Origin of the sequence: Agrobacterium sp. SORGH_AS_0745 (assembly GCF_030818995.1) — a bacterium.
GTDB lineage: Bacteria > Pseudomonadota > Alphaproteobacteria > Rhizobiales > Rhizobiaceae > Agrobacterium > Agrobacterium tumefaciens.
Genome location: NZ_JAUTBI010000002.1, coordinates 31,614 through 51,919, shown reverse-complemented (window position 1 = coordinate 51,919; position 20,306 = coordinate 31,614). Strand labels below are relative to the sequence as shown.

22 protein-coding genes are annotated in these 20,306 nt (G+C 55.6%); 12 read left to right on the top strand and 10 right to left on the bottom strand.

All coding sequences use genetic code 11. From position 1 onward, the window contains the following. Positions 1-241: 241 nt before the first annotated feature. Genes QE432_RS09625 through QE432_RS09615 form a run of 3 tightly spaced genes read right to left on the bottom strand, consistent with a single transcriptional unit; the run spans position 242 to position 3,353 of the window. Positions 242-1,255, bottom strand: a complete 1,014-nt coding sequence (locus QE432_RS09625; protein WP_306623998.1) for an ankyrin repeat domain-containing protein — start codon at positions 1,253-1,255, stop codon at positions 242-244. 21 nt (positions 1,256-1,276) lie between these two features. Continuing rightward, positions 1,277-2,287, bottom strand: a complete 1,011-nt coding sequence (locus QE432_RS09620; protein ID WP_306623996.1) for an alpha/beta fold hydrolase — start codon at positions 2,285-2,287, stop codon at positions 1,277-1,279. A 13-nt stretch (positions 2,288-2,300) separates the two neighbouring features. Continuing rightward, the gene (locus QE432_RS09615) at positions 2,301-3,353 is read right to left on the bottom strand and encodes an NAD(P)-dependent oxidoreductase (protein WP_112392137.1); all 1,053 of its coding nucleotides are present in this window, start codon (positions 3,351-3,353) and stop codon (positions 2,301-2,303) included. 54 nt (positions 3,354-3,407) lie between these two features. On the opposite strand from QE432_RS09615, the gene QE432_RS09610 reads away from it, so the two are divergent. From QE432_RS09610 to QE432_RS09590, 5 genes are all read left to right on the top strand, one after another. Next, a complete protein-coding gene (locus tag QE432_RS09610; RefSeq protein WP_306623994.1) occupies positions 3,408-4,025 on the top strand; it encodes a TetR/AcrR family transcriptional regulator in 618 nt (205 codons plus the stop codon). A gap of 276 nt (positions 4,026-4,301) precedes the next feature. Further along, the gene (locus QE432_RS09605) at positions 4,302-5,387 is read left to right on the top strand and encodes a PAS domain S-box protein (RefSeq protein WP_112497046.1); all 1,086 of its coding nucleotides are present in this window, start codon (positions 4,302-4,304) and stop codon (positions 5,385-5,387) included. Positions 5,388-5,414: 27 nt separating this feature from the next. Next, complete coding sequence (locus QE432_RS09600; RefSeq protein ID WP_112497045.1) at positions 5,415-5,846, top strand: hypothetical protein; 432 nt, start codon at positions 5,415-5,417, stop codon at positions 5,844-5,846. Between the two features lie 84 nt (positions 5,847-5,930). Next, positions 5,931-8,933 (top strand): TrlF family AAA-like ATPase, encoded by a 3,003-nt coding sequence (locus QE432_RS09595; RefSeq protein WP_112497044.1) that lies wholly within the window; start codon positions 5,931-5,933, stop codon positions 8,931-8,933. Between the two features lie 206 nt (positions 8,934-9,139). Further along, positions 9,140-9,508, top strand: coding sequence for a hypothetical protein (locus QE432_RS09590; protein ID WP_306623991.1), 369 nt, complete (start codon positions 9,140-9,142; stop codon positions 9,506-9,508). 91 nt (positions 9,509-9,599) lie between these two features. On the opposite strand, the gene QE432_RS09585 is transcribed toward QE432_RS09590, so the two are convergent. The 3 genes from QE432_RS09585 to QE432_RS09575 form a co-directional block, all read right to left on the bottom strand. Continuing rightward, positions 9,600-10,535 carry a DUF2971 domain-containing protein gene (locus QE432_RS09585; RefSeq protein WP_306623989.1) on the bottom strand — a complete coding sequence of 312 codons (936 nt, stop codon included), beginning with the start codon at positions 10,533-10,535 and terminating at the stop codon, positions 9,600-9,602. Between the two features lie 135 nt (positions 10,536-10,670). Further along, a complete protein-coding gene (locus QE432_RS09580; RefSeq protein WP_112497042.1) occupies positions 10,671-11,942 on the bottom strand; it encodes a HEPN/Toprim-associated domain-containing protein in 1,272 nt (423 codons plus the stop codon). A 373-nt stretch (positions 11,943-12,315) separates the two neighbouring features. Continuing rightward, positions 12,316-12,543: a hypothetical protein gene (locus QE432_RS09575; protein ID WP_112392144.1), complete on the bottom strand. Its 228-nt coding sequence runs from the start codon at positions 12,541-12,543 to the stop codon at positions 12,316-12,318. Positions 12,544-12,740: 197 nt separating this feature from the next. On the opposite strand from QE432_RS09575, the gene QE432_RS09570 reads away from it, so the two are divergent. Both QE432_RS09570 and QE432_RS09565 read left to right on the top strand, forming a co-directional pair. Beyond that, positions 12,741-13,820 carry a type IV toxin-antitoxin system AbiEi family antitoxin gene (locus tag QE432_RS09570; protein ID WP_306623987.1) on the top strand — a complete coding sequence of 360 codons (1,080 nt, stop codon included), beginning with the start codon at positions 12,741-12,743 and terminating at the stop codon, positions 13,818-13,820. After that, positions 13,808-14,677, top strand: coding sequence for a nucleotidyl transferase AbiEii/AbiGii toxin family protein (locus tag QE432_RS09565; protein WP_112392145.1), 870 nt, complete (start codon positions 13,808-13,810; stop codon positions 14,675-14,677). Before QE432_RS09570 ends, QE432_RS09565 begins: the two co-directional genes overlap by 13 nt. A 157-nt stretch (positions 14,678-14,834) precedes the next feature. On the opposite strand, the gene QE432_RS09560 is transcribed toward QE432_RS09565, so the two are convergent. The 4 genes from QE432_RS09560 to QE432_RS09545 form a co-directional block, all read right to left on the bottom strand. Beyond that, positions 14,835-15,026 (bottom strand): hypothetical protein, encoded by a 192-nt coding sequence (locus QE432_RS09560; RefSeq protein WP_112392146.1) that lies wholly within the window; start codon positions 15,024-15,026, stop codon positions 14,835-14,837. Positions 15,027-15,039: 13 nt separating this feature from the next. Continuing rightward, the gene (locus QE432_RS09555) at positions 15,040-15,285 is read right to left on the bottom strand and encodes a hypothetical protein (protein WP_306623984.1); all 246 of its coding nucleotides are present in this window, start codon (positions 15,283-15,285) and stop codon (positions 15,040-15,042) included. A gap of 82 nt (positions 15,286-15,367) precedes the next feature. After that, positions 15,368-16,144 carry an exodeoxyribonuclease III gene (gene xth, locus QE432_RS09550; protein ID WP_112497039.1) on the bottom strand — a complete coding sequence of 259 codons (777 nt, stop codon included), beginning with the start codon at positions 16,142-16,144 and terminating at the stop codon, positions 15,368-15,370. 11 nt (positions 16,145-16,155) lie between these two features. Beyond that, positions 16,156-16,332, bottom strand: a complete 177-nt coding sequence (locus QE432_RS09545) for a hypothetical protein (protein ID WP_010974312.1) — start codon at positions 16,330-16,332, stop codon at positions 16,156-16,158. 199 nt (positions 16,333-16,531) lie between these two features. Here QE432_RS09545 and ku (QE432_RS09540) point away from each other — a divergent pair, with 199 nt between their 5' ends. The 5 genes from ku (QE432_RS09540) to QE432_RS09520 all read left to right on the top strand — a co-directional run bounded on the left by ku (QE432_RS09540) (position 16,532) and on the right by QE432_RS09520 (position 20,305). Then, a complete protein-coding gene (gene ku, locus QE432_RS09540; RefSeq protein WP_112497048.1) occupies positions 16,532-17,431 on the top strand; it encodes a non-homologous end joining protein Ku in 900 nt (299 codons plus the stop codon). 12 nt (positions 17,432-17,443) lie between these two features. Continuing rightward, complete coding sequence (gene ku / locus QE432_RS09535) at positions 17,444-18,256, top strand: non-homologous end joining protein Ku (protein WP_112497038.1); 813 nt, start codon at positions 17,444-17,446, stop codon at positions 18,254-18,256. After that, a complete protein-coding gene (gene ligD / locus QE432_RS09530; protein ID WP_306623980.1) occupies positions 18,253-19,284 on the top strand; it encodes a non-homologous end-joining DNA ligase in 1,032 nt (343 codons plus the stop codon). The genes ku (QE432_RS09535) and ligD overlap by 4 nt, the downstream gene beginning before the upstream one ends. A gap of 173 nt (positions 19,285-19,457) precedes the next feature. Further along, positions 19,458-19,934, top strand: coding sequence for an Hsp20 family protein (locus tag QE432_RS09525; protein ID WP_060642025.1), 477 nt, complete (start codon positions 19,458-19,460; stop codon positions 19,932-19,934). A 71-nt stretch (positions 19,935-20,005) separates the two neighbouring features. Further along, positions 20,006-20,305 carry a DUF982 domain-containing protein gene (locus QE432_RS09520; protein WP_306623978.1) on the top strand — a complete coding sequence of 100 codons (300 nt, stop codon included), beginning with the start codon at positions 20,006-20,008 and terminating at the stop codon, positions 20,303-20,305. The last annotated feature ends 1 nt before the right edge of the window (position 20,306 follow it).

Genomic DNA, 20,306 nt, shown 5'->3' with positions numbered 1-20,306 from the left:
ATCGCCTATGTCGATCGGCACAAGGGTCCCTGCCCATCCCATTGCCTCGGCAATGTGAGAGCCAATCTCATGCACAGTCGGGCTACGGGATCTGCTATGTTGAGGATGAGTTTCCGCGACACGGCAAGGGCATGGGAAGTGAAAAGCGGGCAGAGTTGAATTCCTGATTGGACTCGTCGCAACTTTTCATACGTTACTTCGGCACTGCGGCAGCAAACGAAATTTCCGATGGAAGGCGCTATCAGGTAGCCTGCTGACTGTCGCTGCTCAGGATTTCAACGATCCGGTCATAGCCGTAGAGAGTGGCGAGGCTTAGTGGTGTCAGGCCCGAATGAGTTTTCAAATCACGGCGAGCACCGGCGCGTACCAGGGACGCTACGGCATCCACGTATCCATGCCACACAGCATCGTGCAAAGCGGTCAGACCATTGTAAGGACCCTGCGCATCGAGCTCAACCTGTGTGTCCCCCTGCTTTGCTGATGAGGTCAGAATATCGATGTGATCGGCCTTTCCGAAATAGGCAGCATCGTGAAGTGGCGAACCACGCATGAGACCGATTGTACGGCGAGGATCTGCACCAGAATCCAGCAGTACGCGCACTAGTTCAGCATGACCTTCGCGAACTGCGAGACCGAGAGGTGTGTAGTCGTCATCGAACGTCCCGGTTATCGGCACCCGAACCTCAAAATCCGCGCCATCTGCGATCAGCCGCTTCACCTCCTCAATATTTCCGGCCTTGACTGATGAGACGATCGACAAGCCCGCAATGTGCTTTTCATCCGCCTCATCTCGTTCCTCGATAAGCGCTGCGATTGCTTTCAGGTCGTCATGCCTGGCGATTTCGAGCGCGGTCTGTTGCCAGTAATTCCGTATCGTGGTCCGCGCGCGGCGCGACAGCAAAACCCGCACGACAGATTCGTGCTTGTGAAGGACGGCATCCATCAAGGCTGTGTTCCCAAGAACGGGCGATTGCTGATCGATGAAGGCTCCATGGTCAAGGAGTATCTCGATCACGTCGGCGCTGCCGGACTGTGCTGCCTTGTGAAGTGCTGTTGCTCCCATTCGAGGATCCGCCGCCAGTACGTCCGCGCCGGCAGTAAGGAGCAAAGCAACAGCTTGTGCCTGCCCAAGCGCAGATGCGATCATCAACGGCGTGAGACCATCGGGGCCTCGAGCATTCACGTCGGCCCCGGCGTCGATAGCTTCTTTGACTGAAGCAAGATCACCTGTACGAAGTGCGTGAGAAAGTGTCATGGTCTTACGTTCCTTAATTTATTAAGCAGTTGCTGAAACGGTGGCATTCAGGCCGTTCAGGAATTTGATTATTTCGGTGTTCACGCGTTCACGGGCCTCATGATGAGGCCAGTGACCTACACCTTCCAGCCGCACGACATCGACGAGCCCCGGCGCTGTTTTGCGCATCTCTTCCACGGTCGGTGGGATGGGGTGGAACAGCCGGCACAACCCATCTGCATCGCCCCAAATATAAAGCGATGGCTGCTTGATCAGCACATCTTTGTAGGCAGCGAGATGCTCAAACGTCGCCTGCACGCCACGATACTGGTTCAACCCGCCTCGGAATCCCGTTCGCTGGAACGTTTCGATGTTGTGCTTCACATAGGCTGGGTCGGCCCAGCTCGGCAGCACCTCAGGGGCAGGTCGAAACATATTCCGCTTTGCGTCGATGGGATTCCACCCGGTTCCTTCGGCGGGTTCGCCCGAGAGCCAATAAAGTGCACTGGGAATAGTCTTGCTCGCATCACGGATCCGTTCATCCGTCTCCGGCCTCATCATGTCGAAAGCATAATAGAGATCGCCGAGACCCTGACTGCGTAGCAAGTCCCATGTACTCAACTCGCCACGCGGCAGGAACGGGATACTGAGTGTTATGATCCCGTTGAAGCGATCTGGTCGCATGACCATTGCCCGTTGCCCGTGGTCCGCGCCCCAATCATGCGATACGATCGTTGCGGTCGGTACCTTCAATGCATCAAGGATGCCAATCAGGTCGCCAACAATTAAGGCTCCGCTATAAAGTGCCGGATCATCCGGGGAATAGCTGTCGCCAAAACCCCTCATGTCCAGCGCGACCGCGCGGTAACCGTTTTCTGCGACGACTTGCATCTGGCTGCGCCACGTTTCGACCGTGTCCGGAAATCCGTGCAAGAACAGCACGACTGGACCACGGCCTTGTTCAAGCACATGAAAAGAGGCACCGTTGGCCTCGATTTGCGAGTGGTGTACGGGATAATCCGCCGCGGCTGATACTTTATCAGGGTCATTCATCTTCTGCTCCAGGTTATGCTTGATATGAGCCTTGCGGCGCGTGTTGGATCGGCTCCAATTCCATGACTTCACCACCTGATGCGCGAAGCCGCTCGAAGTATGTGGAGTGATCAATGAGCTGGGCCGGGAAGTAGAGACCCGGTCGAGGCGTATCGCCTGCGAGACCAGCCAGGCGTTCAAGAACGAGCGCGACACCCAAACCCGTCAGCGGCATCTGCCCACCGGGGTGAACGATCGCGTGACGTTTCCGAAGTTGCTGCCCGGCGTGATCCAGGCCCGAAAGATTGATAATGATTTCAGTCGATACCGGTCCGCCATTCCGGCGGGCGGAGCTCATTCCAATCGCCAGGTCGAACCGGATATCAGGTGCGCCGGTTGCGTTTGCCAACAACAGGACATCGTTCGGCGAAAACGCGTTCGCGTCGAGCTCAGTGCCGTCGACTGAACGCACCCTGGACCCGGTTTCGTCGCCACGGCACCACCGCCACGCGCCAGCCGTTCTCATAAGAGCGGCAGCACCCGCATACATCTGTCGCTCAAGGTCTGCATTTGCTGCAGGTCCGAACGCATCTTGCTCGTCGAGCACTGCCTCGATGTGAATTTTTTCCAGACGACCAAATTCTCGAGCGAACAAGAGTGAAGGTACGCTTGTCGCGCCAACAAGCCATTCTGTGCCGAGAACAACGGGCGCGGCGGCAGGTTTCTGCATGAATGTCGCAGTTTCCAGGCCAAGCTCGCTGATGCTTGGTGAGATGTTGACCTGCCCAACGCCCATTTGCTGGGCCCAGCGGAGAGCTGCCCCCGTTTCATCGGTAAAAAGCGTTGCGACCGCCGAGACACGTTGCTCGCCTAGCCCCAGGTCAGAGGCGGTGAGGTCCACGACCACTGCAGACGCGCCGTCGACAGCGGCTGCCGCTCGTATCGCCCGTTGTTCGTCCCGACCGCCAATGAGGATTGGTACATCAGGATGTTGGTCACGCAAGAAGCGTGTAGTCCAGCGCCCGACCTCACCGGCCCCGCCGATAATCAGTATTGGATCTTGCGTTCTTCCAGAAGCTTGTAACATCACGATACCTGTGTTTTACTAATTCCTACACATAGTAGGTTACTAAAAGTAGGTATGCAAGTGGAAAAGCCAAAAGCCGCCGTCGAGAACAGGACCGCGGGTCGTCTTTCGAAGCCTGAGCGACGTCAGCAACTTCTCGAGACGGCGCGCCTGATCGTTCGGGAGGAAGGTGCTGATCGGCTGACACTAGGGCACCTGGCAGTGCGTGCGGGCGTTTCCAAACCTGTGACCTACGAGCATTTCGAGACCAGAACGGGTCTTTTGATTGACCTCTATCGTTGGATCGACACCGAACGCATTACCGCGTTTCGCGCGCTTATGGCTCAGGAAAAACGATCGACGAAAGAGACTATCTCGGCTTTGGCTAAAACCTATCTGGCATGCGGAACCGACCAGGGTGACGAATTTCATGCCGTCGGTGCGGCGCTCGCAGGAAGCGAGGAGAAAGCTGGCGTGTACCAAGAGTTAATCGACGCAGTGATCGAGATGTTCGTGGAAGTTCTTCAGCCTCACTCAAGCTTGCGGCTGGAATCGCTGGCATTGGCTTCCGCGGCTTTGGTTGCAGCAGGAGACGCGTTGACAAGCGCTGTGACACGCGGAAATTCCTCCGCTTCTGAGGCAGAGGAGGTGTTTTCGGTTCTCATTGGAGCTGTGGCTCAGGGTCAAATCTAAGAAGGACCTGCCCCAAATTATTCACGCGATGAACTGCTCATTGATAATCCAAGTTGTGTGAAGAAGAGGGCTTAGCGTACATCACCTTACAACGCATCGTCCTTATTCAGCTGGATTACCCCTTGGAGTGCATTGTGGTAATGCAAGCCGGTGCTGCGTTGCTGCTAAATGCAAGCCATTGCACGCCCGCTAGAAAAGTGAGTATCCTCTGGTGAAGGGGGCTCGTCTGCGTAAATGCCGGCTGACATTCCACATTCGTAACTGAGTATCTATGAGATGGAAGAATATCCACGTGCCGGTGAAGGCGAAACTAGCGAAGACCGTCGACAGCGGCTGCTGGCAGATATCAAGGTAGCGCAGCCGGGATATGAAGCTGCGGCTTTCCTCGCGGCGATCGTCGAATCTTCCGATGACGCCATCATCAGCAAATCGTTGCAAGGGATCATCACCACATGGAACCTGAGCGCGCAGCGGCTGTTCGGCTATTCAACTGACGAAGCAGTGGGACGACCAATTACCTTGCTGATCCCGGAGGACCGTCTGGGCGAAGAGCCTGCGATCCTCGCAAGGATCAATGCGGGAGAGCGCGTCGATCATTTCGAGACAGTCCGCCGGCGAAAAGACGGCACGCTCATTGATATTTCTCTCACAATTTCACCCATTCGGGGCAGCGACGGCACGATCATCGGCGCGTCCAAGATCGCCCGCGACATCTCCGAGCGGAGACGTGTGGCAGAACATCAGAATATGCTGCTCCGGGAGATGCATCATCGGGTAAAAAACCTCTTTGCGATCACCGGCAGCATCATATCGCTGGCCGCACGCACAGCGCAGACACCTCTTGAACTCGCCGACAGCATGAAGAACCGCTTGATTGCTTTATCCCGTGCCCACCAGTTAACTTTGCCCGGCTTCAGCGGCGACGAAGCCCCCCCGGAACAATCCACGACGCTCTTCACTATGCTGGCGAATCTTCTGTTCCCCTTTGAGGAGAACGACCGCGGGCGATGGCGTCTGCATGGTGACGACCCCCACATTAGTGCCGACCGCGTGACAAGCCTTGCGCTGCTGTTTCACGAGTATGCTACCAATGCCGTGAAGTACGGTGCTCTTTCTGTGGCGGACGGACAACTGGATGTGACGGTGACGTCAGAGCCGGACTATTTCGAGATCGCATGGCAGGAATCGAACGCGAGAGCCGCAACAGCCGGGCAGGCCGAGAAAACTGGCTTTGGAACGACCCTCGAAAAGATGTTGGTGCAGAGCCTGAATGCCCGGGTATCGAGAGAGTGGCAACCGCGCGGGCTTCTGATTAAGCTCACTCTTCCCCGCGACCTGTTTGCACTTCCAACCGAGACATAAGTCGGGAACGAGCGCGTTCCAGGCAATATGATCCTAAGGGAGGCGATCAGCGTTGCCTACAGTAGGCGCGCAATCGAGGATGTCACGGTCGGCCCATCGCTGAACGGGCCGATCGCGAACAGGCGCACCAGCCGAAAACCGTCAGCCCGCCACAGCGACCGCCGCCCGGACGTTACCTGCCGATTGATGGCCGATCAAGTCAGCATAAAATCCTCCCATTTCCACCAGGTCGTGATGCGCTCCTCGCTCTACGATCCGACCATCGCGCATAACAAGAATTTCGCCGGCAGCCCGAATGGTCGAAAGACGATGAGCGATGATGATCGTCGTTCGATCAACCATCAGCTCATCGAGAGCCCTACGAACATGCGCCACACTGGATGCATCGAGATGGGACGTTGCCTCAGCTCTGCCACTTGGATCGATAACGACCCCACGGTAATCCGCAAGCTCGATTAGAGATATCTGCGTAATTCGTATGAATTTACCGTCTTACAACCATCGGACGGTAATCTTCCGGGATCTGAGGCGGGATTTTTTCGAATGACTGGCGAGCAAACAATTGAGAAGAACCGAGAGGGTTCGGTTTGGCATCGATGGGACCCCCACATTCACGCCCCCGGAACAATCAAGAACGATCACTTCGGCGGCGACGACGATGTTTTTGACAAATATATCGCTCTTATAAATGCTGCGGATCCACCTATCCGCGCGCTTGGCGTGACCGACTACTATATCCTTGACTCGTATGAACGGGTGAAAGCAGCCTTCGACGCAGGCAGACTTCCAAGCGTCAAACTCCTCTTCCCAAACATCGAGCTAAGGTTTGCTTTATCTCACGGTAAGGGATCGCCCATCAATGTGCATCTGCTGATTAACCCCGACGCTCCAGATCATATCGTTAATGCAAAGAGTTTCCTGAGTAGTTTGAAGTTTGAATATAATGGGGAACCCTACGGCTGCACCAACAACGATTTAATCAGGCTTGGCAAGGCTTTTTCAGGCTCCACGCAGACGGAGACGCGTGCTTTAGAGGTCGGTGCAAACCAGGCAAAAGTCGAGATGCGGACTTTGCGTGAAGCCTTCAAGAATTCACTGTGGGCGCGCGAGAACATCCTTGTCGGGCTTGCGGCAGGGAAAAATGACGGTGCGGCGCAGCTGCAGGAAGATGGCTTGAGTGCAATACGGGAGGAAATCCAAAGGCTCGCTCATGTCATATTTTCAGGAAATCCTAGCGATCGTAACTTCTGGCTCGGAGACGGCGCCCTTTCGCGTGAAGATCTGAATGAAAAATATGGTGGTCCGAAGCCATGCATCCACGGGTGCGATGCTCATGAACTCGCTAAGGTGGGAAAGCCGGATCTCGACAGGCTGTGTTGGATCAAAGGCGACCTAACATTCGAAACTCTCCGCCAGATTTGCTTTGAACCCGGTTCGAGAGTTTCTGTCGGCGCTCAGCCGCCAATGGCTGGCAGAGACTCTAATACGATCAGGAATTTTAGCGCCACCGGTACCGAGTGGTTGGTGACGCAGTCGGTACCCATCAACGCTGGCTTGGTTGCAGTAATCGGTGCAAGAGGGTCGGGAAAGACCGCGCTGGTTGAAATGATCGCAGCAGGTGCCGAGAGTGTAGACAGCAAACATACATCGCGCTCATTTCTTGAGAGAGCACAGCCGTTTCTGGTAGAAGGTAAAAGCCATCTTAGATGGGGCCGCGGGGAGGAGACCGCCGCCACCATCAATATCAAAGCAATGGGCAGCGATACTGATCCGCGAGTAAGATACCTTTCTCAACAATTTGTCGATCAACTTTGCTCGTCGGACGGTTTGGCGGATGAATTAGTTGGCGCTATCGAAGACGTCATTTTTGCTGCGCATCCGGCGAACGAGCGGCTGGGAACCCGCTCTTTTAAGGAATTGCGGGGCCTTCGAACCCAATCGGTGCGGAGGCAGATGGAGCGCCTGATGCAGCAACTGCGGGAGCTCGGTGAAGAAATCTCGGCACAAAGCGACCTGTCGTTGACACTTCCGGACCTCCAGAAACGGCTTCATGCTGAGGAAGCTGAGCTGAACCGTTTAAAGGAAGATAGAAAAGCGCTTACACCGGGCGATAACAAGGAAGTCTTAGAGCGTCTCGAGAAGGTTCGAGAGGCGGCGGAATGGAAGTCCGGTAGGATTGCTGAGCTTGAGAGGAAGGAGCTTAGCCTAAGCTCCCTGCAGGACGACGTCGTTTATTTCGAGGAGGTCGGGGCAGGGTCCCAGTGGGATCAGTTGAAGGCGGACTTTCGGGATGCCGAGCTTTCAGACTCGCAATGGTCGGACTTCAGGCTCAGGTACAGCGGCGATGTGAAGGGACTCCTCAAAGAGGAGCTTAAACTGGTTCGAACGCAAGCGGACGACTTGCGGGGGCCAGGGCAAGATGAAGCTCCCGAGGTCCCAGACGAGAAGCTGTCCTCTGCTCCGCCGTACTTCGATGAAGCCGCAAAGCTTAAAACCCTCACCCTGTCATTGTTGGCCAAGGAACAGAGTCGCCTCGAAGCCAGGGTTGGAGTGGACCAAGCTCGGAAGAGAAGATACACAGATCTTTCGGATAAAATCGTTCGCGGCGAGGCCGCTATTGCTCAACGAAGACAAGAGATTGCTTTAGCTGCCGGTGCAAAGGACACGATCAAGAAACTGACCGCCGCGCGCCACGAGAGCTATAAGAGCCTCGTGACACTGATAGATAAAGAGGAGGAGGTACTGCAGAGTCTCTACGAGCCTCTGCAGGAAAGGCTCAACTCGCAGAAGGGAACGCTCAAGAAGCTCACATTCTCAGTGCGCCGCATAGTGGATATCGATGCTTGGGCAGAGGCCGGAGAACGTTTAATCGACCGCTCACGCCAAGGTCAGTTTAGAGGTGTGGGCCAACTCACCAGGATTATAAAAACGGAGCTTGAAGAGGTTTGGCAGAACGGAACTGCAGAAGAGATAGCGGCCGCAATGGGAGCATTCAGAGAAAAGTACTCTCAGGAATTCCGCAACCACGCTTTTCAGGATACCTTCAAAACAAGAGAGTCGACCCGGAATTGGTTCCAGCAGATCACGGAGTGGCTTTACTCGACGGATCACGTGCGGGTGCAGTATGGTCTGCGCTATGAGGATGTTGACATCCAACAGCTCTCGCCCGGCACACGGGGGATTGTTCTGCTCTTGCTCTACCTCTCGATTGACATCGACGATGAACGACCTTTGATCATCGATCAGCCCGAAGAAAACCTCGACCCGCAATCGATCTTCGACGAGTTGGTGGGAGAGTTCAAGGAAGCTAAGAAACGCCGGCAGATCATTATTGTTACTCATAACGCAAACCTGGTCGTGAACACGGATGCAGATCAAGTGATCGTTGCGACGCGCGGAGCCCATCATCGCAATAGACTGCCGGAAATAACTTATCAGAGCGGCGGGTTGGAGAACCCCGAAATAAGGCGCGAGGTATGTAATATACTTGAAGGCGGAAAAGATGCGTTCGAGCAGCGTGCAAAAAGGCTCCGGATGCCGTTGTAGCAGTTGTCGTGGTATCGACCCGTCTGCGCCTGACGCGGTCGGACCATGTCCCATCTACGGCTGCAAACGAACAAGTCCTTTGATGTGCAGGCTTCTAGCGTCGCAGATAGCGACCATTTGTTCGAGACGGGTGCCTTTTCATGATACAGACGAGTGCGTGTAATCCGCGCTGGCTTGTTCATGGCCGGCGACGAAAGGAGCTTGCATTGAACCAATCGCAGCCAAATCGATTTGCATTTCACACACAATGCCCAAGAGACGATGGATGCGGGGTCTTTGTCCTGCAGATGCTCACCGGCATGAGCTACGACGATGTGGCAGCCATGATTGATTGGGGCGATAAATCGGCGCATTATACAAGCTGGAACGATCTTTGCGGCGTGTTGGCGGAGATCGGATGGTCGATCGAAGTCCCGATCAAAACCAGTCGATGGAGCGATATCCAGGGGTCGCCATCGTCCACGTTCAGGGGGATCACTTCATGCTTTACGACGCGGAAAACGGCCTGTTCTATGACCCAGCAGAGATGGAAGGCCCAGGGGTTGCCAGCGATCGCGTACCAACCAGCTATCTAACCGTATACCCATCGGCGCTATCGGGCTAATCTAAATTATGTGGTCACCCTATGAGATTAACGCGTCCGGAAAGCAAGAAATGGTCGATGCGCTATCTGTCTACGTATGGCTTGCGCGGTCTCGTCGGAAATTTCTCAAGATATCCATCCAGCAAACCATAGCTGTCGAGAATCCTGAACGGGTTACCTGCAGCTGCCGCCAGCTGATGTGATTCATTGATAGAACACCAAGGGCACAGATCGCCGGCCACTCTCAGCGGCTCTGAACATTCTCGGCAAATACCAACGGCATCTCCAATCTCCCCGCCCGCAAACACACTGGGGTTTCCACCATCGGGCACAAGGTATGGGGTCGGGAAACTGCGACCAATTCTTTCGTTGTAGAATTGAGCGTCAAGTTCGCTTGCCGACGCTGTGAGGGCTTGTCTCGTCTGGAGCGACGACCTGGCGCCCGAAATAATCGCCGCGATACACTGTTTAGGAACGTAGAGGATTTTGTAGCCGTTCACATCCTCGACATACTCCTCGAAATTCACGGCGCGGGCCTCTTGCTCATAGCTCCACTCAAGATACTTCGTAAAATAGCCGTGGAATCTCACGGCATTCCTCAGATGAGCAGCGTCCCTAGGCTTCTTTCGATGCGCGGCCATTTGAGTGAATCCGACGAGGGCCTCACTCGGCCGATCTGCGTATGTGATGTCGTGGATCAGGATTTCGGGAAACAGCTCTTGAAACTGGACGACATCAAAACCGATGACATATCCACTATGGTTGTTCGCATAGTGCGCCCACATAGGTGCGACCACCGGTGATTTGGAAAAGCACGTCGTCAGTTGTGCGGGAATTTCCTCGACTACCTCACGATATGTCGCCAATAATTCGGTCTCTTGATCAAGATCGACGCCAAGGAATAGCTCGAAGGGGTCGTTATAATCTTGTGGCAACGAGCACTTGATGCCGACATGTTCGTCGCGAATAAAAACGTGTTCGATTGATTCCGCTGAGAAGTATTTGAAAAGCATTTTCATTAGCAACGACTCAAGTTTGAGGGCGTTATTTGGCACGCCTCCATTTCACACAAGATAAATAAGCTAACGACGCAATCGGATCAGCCCATACCGTGGCAGCGTCTGGCCCCGCCGTCACTCGCGCCAAACCTCTACTCAGAAGCTTCCACTTTCCAAGGCCGTCGCCCTGTTCTCTTCGTTGATCGAGATGCACTCTCGGAGCAGCATGTCCAAGACATTTTCAAGCCCCGAATAATCATAACCATCTACTAACGCCTTTTGGGACAGAAACTCCTTGGAAAACGTCTCTTTCTCCACAAGGTGTCCTTGATAACAATCTCGCCGCTGATCGTAGCTGGTCCACCGAACAACCGGCGCTCGACTTACGTCGAGATAGCACTCAATCGCTGCCGCCTTGCCATTAATATTCGCTATCTGCTCTCCGGTCGGTCCTAACGTGCGGAACCTCACAAAATTCTGCCTATCTGGCAGCTTCATGATGCGCATGTTCGGTAAAGTGTTTAGTCGAGATGAACGTTCAAAATTGAACACCCCTTCTGCGTCATTATCAAACAAAACCAATATGTTGTTCTGGATTCGAATGCTAATAAGACCGCGGACAAAATTGTATAAGTTTCCAGTGCCCGAAAACGGATAATTATCGTGCATGTCCACGAAATCAAAGAAATCTGAGAGATCGGGCCGAAGTAAATGGAGGGCGTGCTTGATGACTTGCACATCGGATGACCCCTCCGTCACGAGCAAAAATCTCCTCCCCTGCGCGACTGGAGTAAGGATTACATCACGCGATACCCAACCACCTTCTAAAACGTCCGAAAATTGCCACGTAACTGGCAGGTCGCGCGCAGTGGGGTTGTCCGCAAGCAAACGGATCACCGTGTAGGCGCCTAGTCCGCTTACCTCGCCGTCATGCAAATCGGATTCGTGTTGGAGGCGTTGAACCGTCTCGGGGATGTGGCGCAGGGCAGTGACGGCTAAAAATTCCGCCAAATTTTCGCTCGGTAAATGAGGGCCAAGTGCAGCCTGAGTAAAATCAGCGTCTAGCAGCAATACCTTCAGCTCATCAAATGAGAAGTCGTGATTGGAAGGCACCATTGAAGTCAATTCTTCGAACTCCCGACGGCAGTATTTTTCCGTGTATCCGAGTAGCTCCAGTCTTTCCGCGACCACACGAAGAGGAGCGGAAAAACCTTCCTTCATTTCCGTGACCAGCCGGTAGCTGAAGCCACTAGAGCGAGAGATTAGAGGTAAATGCTGGCATTCTTTGTCGTCTGCGTCGGCGGCATAGTAGTAGGGAATTTCAGCCAGGTCGTTGGGGCGAAAAAGCGGACCATGGTCGCAGAATCCCGCGTTTTTACCCCAATCAAGCTGGATACGACCCAGCGTTAGATGAATCATTGAGCCCATTAGCTCGGTCCCCGCCTATAGTTTGTGGCCCCGATGACAGGACCAGCACTCGTTATGTGAGCCGTGAACTGGCTTTCGTTTGGAGCATCTAACAACACTTTCCTCAGGCTTTCGTCAAACAGACCTAGCAAGTGGCTCGCGATGCCGGGCGCTTCCAGATGAAGCCCCACCTCATCCAGGGGATCGGCTTCAAACCCTGATTGGGACCCGAATCATCGTGCTGACGACCAACAGACCACGTCGTCACGGTCCCATGCGAGAAACTTAGTGTGAACCTGCGGTTCGCGCACAGGGATGACCTCTACCGTTCTTGTCGCCGAAATTGCATCCAGCTTGGGTATTAATGAAAATATTAGGAATTGCGCGAAAACAATCACTTGATAACTGCTCTTAAGACCGCATGGGTGCGCTCGATCACGCGGTCCAGCGTGTTGATCGGCGCTGTTACCTGTTTCAATCGGTTAGAGCACTGCCCGAAGAAGGTGGGCGCCACTCTGGCAAGAGCAAGGTCGAGCGCGTTGCGCGAGTTCGTAACATCAATGGAGAGCTCGGCACCAATCTTCTTGTCAAGCCACCGTGCCGATGGAGACGTTCCGATCACGCGAGCCCAAGTCCTAACCTCGTTGTTGCGTGCAGGTTCGCGGCGAATAGTGCTAGACCATGACAACCGCACTCATCGAGGCAGTCCCGCTGACGCCAGAACATCTGAGCTAATTCTTCCATTTCAACAGATGTTGAAAACGCATCTTTTAGTGAAATGCACTTGACTGGTTTCACTATTGATGACATTTTCAGCAGATGTTGAAATCGTCTATTCCACTGAAAAAATTAGAAGAGCAAGCTGCCTTGGCGGTCAAGGAGCTGCTTCAACACGTACCCGCTCTGCAAGTTTACGGCGTGGAACTCATCAATGGTCCAGACGTCGGGGTCGACATCGTTGCCCGCTTTACACACCACAGTCGCCAGCACGTGCTTGCATGTGAGGTAAAGTCCATGGGGCAGCCTCGGCATGTTAGAGCAGCACTCCTTCAGCTTCGAAGGGCCGCTGAGAACTTTATCCCTCGTGCCACCCCAGTATTCATTGCTCCATTTCTGTCGCAAGAGGCTCAGGCTCTTTGCCGAGAATACGAGGTGGGTTATCTCGACCTAATGGGAAATGCTCGCATAGCGCTTGATGGCATATACATCGAGCGCCAGGTCGCGGACAAACCGCGCGCCTTCCAGCGCAGCTTTAAATCGGTATTCAAACCCAAGTCAGCACAAGTTCTTCGCATCCTGCTTGGCGATCCTGGGCGGGCATGGAAGGTCGTCGATCTCGCCGAAGCCTCTGCCGTGAGCCTTGGTCATGTTAGCAATGTTCGAACAGAGCTCGTTGATCGCGAATGGGCCGAGGTCACTGACGATGGTCTACGACTTGCGCGGCCAGACGATCTGCTCGACGCTTGGCGAGAGGTGTACGAGGCGCCGAAGGGAGAACGACTAACCTTTTACACGACCCTGCATGGATCTATACTTGAGTCGGCTACCCGTGAAGTTCTGAACGTCGGCTCTAATGCGCCACGCTCAGTTTTCGCTTCCTTTTCTGCAGCGCAGTGGCTCGCGCCGTACGGACGGGTCTCCACTCAGTATTTCTACGCGGATGATGCTGGCGCTAAGCGCCTTCGGGATTCATTGAAACTGTCGCCAGCCACAGCTGGGTCAAACGTCGTCATCACAGTGCTAGCAGAAGAAGGACCGTTTCTCGACACAATCGCTCCGGCGCCAGGCATAGTCTGCACAAGTCCCGTTCAGACTTATCTCGATCTTGCGATAGCAGGGGAGAGAGGAGCCGAGGCAGCTGATCACCTGCGAAAGGAAAGACTTTCATGGCAAACGTAGCCGTACCCGATCCCCAATCTGCGGCTGATTATGAAGACCGCACTACGAAGGCCGTAAAGAGCGTGCTCCTTGAGATCGGTCAGATTCTCGGCAGCTTCAAGGGAAAGTTCGCCGTAATCGGTGGCGCCGTTCCCTGGCTTCTGCTTGACAACGAGGACATGCGTCACGTCGGCACGCTTGATGTAGACCTCGGTCTTGACGCGGAAGCGTTGGGTGATGGCGAATATGTGACGCTCGTCGAAGCATTGATGGGGCACGGCTATGAGCAGGGAAAGGAACTCCGGAGATTTCAGCTTGTCCGTGAGGTGCCCGCGAGCGACGGTGGCGTACCCATTAACATAATCGTCGATTTCCTCATGCCCCGGCATGCTGAAATCGTAAAAAATAGTCCTCCCATCTTGAGCGATTTTGCAGTTCAACGGGCTGATGGAGCGGATCTTGCTCTTCGTTTCTATCAGTTGGTGGCAATCTCAGGCGATATGCCAGAAGGCGGGACCAACCGCGTTGAGGTCGCGGTTTGTTCCATACCTGCGCTATTGGCCATGAAGGGTTACGCCCTCAACGGACGGCATAAGCAAAAAGACGCGTATGATGTCTATTATTGCATTCGAAACTATCCCGACGGGATAGAAGCGCTTGCCGAAGCTTGTAAGCCCTTGCTCGAAGAGAAGAGTGGCGTTCAAGGTTACCAGTACATTTCGGAAAAGTTTGACGTACCAGAGGGCTACGGCCCAACGAGTGTCCGAAAATTCGTAGCTGAGACCGAGATCCTCGGCGACCGCACCCCCGACCAGTGGCAACTTGATGCTTTCGGACAGGTGGATGCATGGCTGCGGGCACTCGGCCTGAGAAGCTGAGATCGAAATCGAGATAGCGAGCCGCGAAACGCCGTTTGCCGGCGACGGTGAACCAAGAGGAAAAGGTAGGGCACCCGGGAGACTGGGGCCCGTACCGAGCCAATTCCAATTGCGTGGACGAGGCTGCAAAAATGCAAGAAACTTCTTAAGTAGGAAATTATATATGCCCACCGGCAAGGTGAAATGGTTCAGCGCAGCTAGCAAGCTGAAGTTTTGCCAGAACGTCCTGCAGCGTTTCGATGACGACCGCAGTTCCCTGTCCCTGGCTTGCAAACTGGTCGATGATGTCAGCGATAAGATCGTCAAGCTGCTGAAACAGCCGTTCCGGACTTCCGGATTGTTCGGTCATGATAGGCGCTCCTTCAGTTTACGGCTCGACGCTGTAGCCAATCTTTGTACGGCGCAAGGAACTGCCCCGGAAACCGATCCACGATGGCCGTCTCGACCAAGGCGATTTTCGCGAACACATCGCTACCGTCGCGCTCGTCGGGACGGATGCCTTCGCTTTCCTCTTCAAGCCCCCGCATAGTTTCGAACAGTTCATCTTCGCTCATCGCCGCGAGACGATTGGCGAAACCACCGGCATCGAAGTCTGCTTGATCGGGCATGGCGCCACTCCTTCAATTGATATCTTCAGTACAGTCACCCGGCAGAGGGGCCCATAGCCAAGATGTCTGACCATGAAATAAGTTATCCCTCATCGAGTTCGATCCAGACCGGCGCGTGATCGCTGGTGCGCTCCCAGACACGTGCAAACTTGTCGACGCCGGCCGCTATCAAACGTTCGCGCAGGGACGGACTGAGCAGGAAATGGTCGATGCGCAGCCCGGCATCGCGGGCGAAGGAGTTCCGGAAATACTTCCAGAACGTATAGATCCGCTCTTCCGGATGCAGCAGCCGAATAGCGTCCGTCCAGCCCATGGCAATGAGTTCGGCATAGGCTGCGCGAACCTCAGGCCGAAACAGCGCATCGTCTCGCCAGCGCTCCGGCTTGTAAACATCAAGGTCGGTCGGCATCACGTTGAAGTCGCCAACCAGAGCTACGGGCACATCGAGTTCAAACAGTTCCGCCGCATAGGAGTGCAGCCGCTCGAACCAGCGGAGTTTGTAGTCGAATTTCGGCCCTGGCGCTGGATTTCCGTTCGGAAGATAAAGGCAGCCGACGAGGATGCCATCGATGGCAGCCTCGATGTAACGGCTGTGACTGTCGTCAGGATCGCCAGGCAAGCCGCGTCGCGTCTCGCGCGGCTCCTGATCCCTGGCAAGGATCGCCACGCCGTTCCAGGATTTCTGACCGTGCCAGATGGCGCCATAACCTGCACGCTCGATCTCACGGCGCGGAAACTTCTGGTCCGGCGCCTTTAGTTCCTGCAAGCATACGACATCAGGTTTCGCCTCGGCGAGCCACCGGAGCAGGACCTCAAGCCGACCGTTGATACCGTTAACGTTATAGGTGGCGAGCTTCACCGGCGTTTCCGTCAGTGCTTGCGATCACCCTTGTCACCCTGGCCGGGCTTCGCATCATGCTTCGCGTCGTGGCGGGCATCGGCGGACAGCGATCGCGAGACGTCGACGCTCTCCTTGAACTTGCCTTCCTTGTCCCGGCGCACATAACGTTTGTCGGTTCCCGTATCGATCAGTTCGCGCTTGCTCATGACAAGACTCCTTTAGGGTTGCTGTCGGAGAAAACGCGCGCGACCGGGAAAAGATGCACGGGAATCAAGAGACTAGCGCAGACTCGCAAAACGAGTGGGCCCGATCGCGCTAAGTCCTTGAAAAATGATTCGTTTCGACTCGGAACAATTACATGCTGATTCGCTTGAATCGCATTGGTTGTGTCAGGAGTCCTGCGTCATGGTTGCCCCGAGAGCGAATTGGAAAGGCTTCATCAAATTCGGAGAGGTCGCTTGTCCGGTGGCGCTCTACACCGCGGCTTCATCCTCGGAACGGATCGCTTTCAACACGCTGAACCGCAAGACCGGCAATCGGGTGAAGCGCGAGTTTGTTGACAGCGAGACCGGCGATCCGGTCGAGCGGGACGATCAGGTCAAGGGCTACGAGGTCGAGAATGGTCAATACATCGTTCTTGAGCCTGACGAAGTGGCGGCCGCCGTGCCCGACAGCGACAAGACGCTGAAGATCGACGCCTTCATTCCCTGCAACGAGATCGACGGGGTCTATTTCGACAAACCGTATTACCTGGCACCCGACAAGATGGGGACGGATGCCTTCGTGCTGCTGCGCGACGGCATGAAGAAAGCGAAGGTCGCGGCCATTGCTCGCACGGTCCTGTTCCGCCGTGTCCGTACCGTGCTCATCCGGCCGCACGGCAAAGGGCTGATCGCCACGACGTTGAACTTCGATTACGAGGTTCGCTCGTCCGAAGACGCATTCGAGGAACTGCCCGATCTGAAGATCGAAGGCGAGATGCTGGAGCTCGCCGAACATATCATCGGCACCAAGAAGGGAAGCTTCGATGCCCGCACATTCGATGATCGTTATGAAGCTGCCGTCGCGGAGCTGGTGAAAGCGAAAATCGAGGGGAGGGCGCTCCCGAAGAAGAAGGCGCCGGCCGCGTCGAAACCCAGCGATCTTCTGCAGGCACTCAGAGAGAGCGCCGGCATAGGTGGGATGAAGGCCGAGCCGAAACGAGCGGCTGCCAATGTCAACAAGGGCACGTCGCGCCAGAAGGCCGCCAAGCCCGCCGCTGCCAAAACCAAGTCTGCGGCATCGCAGACCCGCCGCGCAGGTTGATCGGAGGAAAACATGGCTGTCCGTCCTTATTGGAAAGGCTATCTCAAGCTATCGCTGGTCACCTGCCCCGTGCAGATGATGCCAGCGACCTCCGAGAACGAAAAGGTTCGCTTTCACACGCTGAACCGTGAAACCCAGAACCGCGTCGTCAGTCACTATGTCGATTCTGTCACCGGCAAGGAGGTCAAGGACGAAGACGAGGTCAAAGGCTACCAGCGCGGCGAGAACGAATACATCATGCTGGAAGACGAAGAACTGGAAAACGTCGCGCTCGACAGCACCAAGACAATCGACATCTCGACCTTTACGCCGCGCGACAGTGTTGAATGGATCTGGCTCGACACGCCCTATTATCTGTCTCCCAACGATCCTGTCGGACAGGAAGCCTTCTCCGTCATCCGCGACGCGATGGAAGCCCAGCACATGGTCGGTATCTCGCGGCTGGTGATCTCACGCCGGGAACGCGCCGTCATGCTGGAGCCACGCGGCAAGGGTATTGTCCTTTGGACCTTGCGCTACGGGGATGAAGTCCGTGACGAGGATACCTATTTCGCAGGCATCGACGACGACGAGACGGCGGATTCCGATATGATGCCTTTGGTGCAGCAGTTGATCAAGAAGCAGACGAAGCATTGGGATGCGAAGATGGTGATCGACCCGGTGCAGGACCGGCTGCTCGATATCATCGCCGCCAAGAAGAAGGCGATGAAGAAGCCGGCAAAAGCCAAGCCGCAAGCGCCGGGGAAAGCCACGCCAAGCAACGTCATCAACATCATGGATGCCTTGAAAAAGTCGGTCGCCGCCGAAACCCGGTCCGGCAAATGAGCAAACGCGCCAAACCACTCCTACTAGATGACAGCTTCACCGCCAAATCGCAGCCGCGCCGAAAGCGCGACCCGGCTCAACCGAATCTTCCGTTCGATCCAATGCCAGCCCGGGTCGAGCCGTGCCTGGCGCTCCTGAAGGCTACGGCGCCGATCGGCCCTGACTGGGCCTATGAAATCAAATGGGATGGCTACCGGCTCGCCATCCATATCGAGCCGAAGGGCGTGCGCATCATCACCCGCGGTGGCCACGATTGGACACATCGGTTTCCAACGATTGCGGCGGCGGCAAAAGAGGTTGGAGTCGGGACGGCCATCCTGGATGGCGAGGCGGTGGTTCTCAATGCGCAAGGCCGTTCGGACTTCGGAGCGCTTCAACGTTCGCTCGGGGGACGCGGCGGCAAACGAACCTCTGCCGAGTCCGTCCTCTTTGCTTTCGATCTCTTGTATTTCGACGGACATGATCTGACGAAGTGCGAGCTGTCGGTCCGCAGGCATCTTCTGGCAGACCTCCTCGATGGTGCGGTTGGCGCGATCCAGCTTTCCGAGGAGGTGCAGGGTGACGGCGCCGAGCTCCTCGAAAACGCCCGCTCGCTTGGACTGGAAGGTATCATCGCCAAGCACCGCGATAGGCCGTATCGTTCAGGTCGCACCGGCGACTGGCTGAAGATCAAGTGCATTCAAAGCGAGAGTTTCATGATCGTCGGCTACGAGCAGTCGGCGGTTGCTCGCGGTGGGATTGGCAGTCTGCTGCTCGCCGCCCGTCGCGGACACGACTGGGTCTGTGTCGGCGCCGTCGGCACGGGCTTCAAGGAAAAAGATGCGGCGTATCTGAAGAAGACCCTCGACAAACTGAAGACGAGGACGCCGGTGGTGCCGCTGAAGGGTAAGAACTATGTCTTCGCGCAGCCGACGCTGATCGCCGAGATCGAATTCCGCGGCTGGACCGACGACGGTAATCTGCGTCATGCTTCCTATAAAGGCTTACGCGAAATTCAGGATAATGCTGCAGTCTACGAGCTCGACTGACCTGATGTAGGCGGCCGTTGCGACTTCCGAATTTTTTTCTAGCGACGCTCTTGAATCGGAAATTCTCAAAAACCAAATCGATTGTCGCCAGCTGCTGAGGACAGGGCTGGCCTCGCTGGGAGCGCCGCTTTTCGGCGCTTCCGTACCCATGTTGCTTCAAGGAGGATATGGCTATGGCAACATCTTACGACTATGCACCCCTCTTCCGCTCGACCGTCGGCTTTGATCGGATTTTCAATCTTCTGGAAAATGCCCAGCGCGCTCGCTCGATCAGCGACTGGCCGCCTTATGACATCGCCAAGACCGGCGATGACAGCTACCGGATTTCGATTGCGGTGGCGGGCTTTGCCCAGGATGACCTCGACGTCACCTTCCAGTCCAACCTTCTGACCGTCACGGGCAAGAAGCAGGAGACTGCCAATGACGACTACCTGCATCGCGGCATTGCCGGCCGGCCCTTCGAACACCGCTTCGAACTGGCCGACCACGTCCGCGTAAATGGCGCCGATTTGAAGAACGGTCTTCTCTCAATCGATCTCGTTCGTGAGATCCCCGAGGCCCTGAAGCCGCGGAAGATCGACATCCAGACCAACCCGGCCCTCGTGCAGCCGACCGCTCCGGTCCAGATCGAAGCGCAGAAGGCCGCCTGACCGAAACTTTGGTGAAGGGCGCCGCGCGCAGCGGTGCCCTATCAGACATCCGGGTTGAGAGGAGAGAGACAATGAAACCCGATATGTTCGAACAACCTGTTACCATCCTTGTCGGCCTTGGCTTTCCGGCTGAGGTCCGAACCGTCATGGATGCCTACCGATATCTTGCTGAATGGCCAGGATCGTCGCGCGACACTGCACACTCGATCGCGCTGAAAGCGTGTAGCGCGGCACTGCGCGGCGAGATCGAAGCCGAGACCGCGCGCGGCCTGTTTGCCGCCTTCGCTGAGAACCACGATCTGCTGGCGCCGGAAACCAATGCGATCGCCGCCTCCAGTCGCCAGCGTGACAAAGATCCGCACGTTCGCTAAG

Coding starts and splice junctions, on each gene's coding strand:
- QE432_RS09595 (WP_112497044.1), top strand. CDS start 5,931: ATGACTGGCGAGCAAACAATTGAGAAGAACCGAGAGGGTTCGGTTTGG.
- QE432_RS09600 (WP_112497045.1), top strand. CDS start 5,415: ATGATCCTAAGGGAGGCGATCAGCGTTGCCTACAGTAGGCGCGCAATC.
- QE432_RS09615 (WP_112392137.1), bottom strand. CDS start 3,353: ATGTTACAAGCTTCTGGAAGAACGCAAGATCCAATACTGATTATCGGC.
- ku (WP_112497048.1), top strand. CDS start 16,532: ATGGTTGCCCCGAGAGCGAATTGGAAAGGCTTCATCAAATTCGGAGAG.
- QE432_RS09620 (WP_306623996.1), bottom strand. CDS start 2,287: ATGAATGACCCTGATAAAGTATCAGCCGCGGCGGATTATCCCGTACAC.
- QE432_RS09520 (WP_306623978.1), top strand. CDS start 20,006: ATGAAACCCGATATGTTCGAACAACCTGTTACCATCCTTGTCGGCCTT.
- QE432_RS09605 (WP_112497046.1), top strand. CDS start 4,302: ATGGAAGAATATCCACGTGCCGGTGAAGGCGAAACTAGCGAAGACCGT.
- QE432_RS09565 (WP_112392145.1), top strand. CDS start 13,808: ATGGCAAACGTAGCCGTACCCGATCCCCAATCTGCGGCTGATTATGAA.
- QE432_RS09525 (WP_060642025.1), top strand. CDS start 19,458: ATGGCAACATCTTACGACTATGCACCCCTCTTCCGCTCGACCGTCGGC.
- QE432_RS09545 (WP_010974312.1), bottom strand. CDS start 16,332: ATGAGCAAGCGCGAACTGATCGATACGGGAACCGACAAACGTTATGTG.
- QE432_RS09570 (WP_306623987.1), top strand. CDS start 12,741: ATGTTGAAATCGTCTATTCCACTGAAAAAATTAGAAGAGCAAGCTGCC.
- ligD (WP_306623980.1), top strand. CDS start 18,253: ATGAGCAAACGCGCCAAACCACTCCTACTAGATGACAGCTTCACCGCC.
- QE432_RS09560 (WP_112392146.1), bottom strand. CDS start 15,026: ATGACCGAACAATCCGGAAGTCCGGAACGGCTGTTTCAGCAGCTTGAC.
- ku (WP_112497038.1), top strand. CDS start 17,444: ATGGCTGTCCGTCCTTATTGGAAAGGCTATCTCAAGCTATCGCTGGTC.
- QE432_RS09580 (WP_112497042.1), bottom strand. CDS start 11,942: ATGGGCTCAATGATTCATCTAACGCTGGGTCGTATCCAGCTTGATTGG.
- QE432_RS09555 (WP_306623984.1), bottom strand. CDS start 15,285: ATGCCCGATCAAGCAGACTTCGATGCCGGTGGTTTCGCCAATCGTCTC.
- QE432_RS09610 (WP_306623994.1), top strand. CDS start 3,408: ATGCAAGTGGAAAAGCCAAAAGCCGCCGTCGAGAACAGGACCGCGGGT.
- QE432_RS09625 (WP_306623998.1), bottom strand. CDS start 1,255: ATGACACTTTCTCACGCACTTCGTACAGGTGATCTTGCTTCAGTCAAA.
- QE432_RS09585 (WP_306623989.1), bottom strand. CDS start 10,535: ATGAAAATGCTTTTCAAATACTTCTCAGCGGAATCAATCGAACACGTT.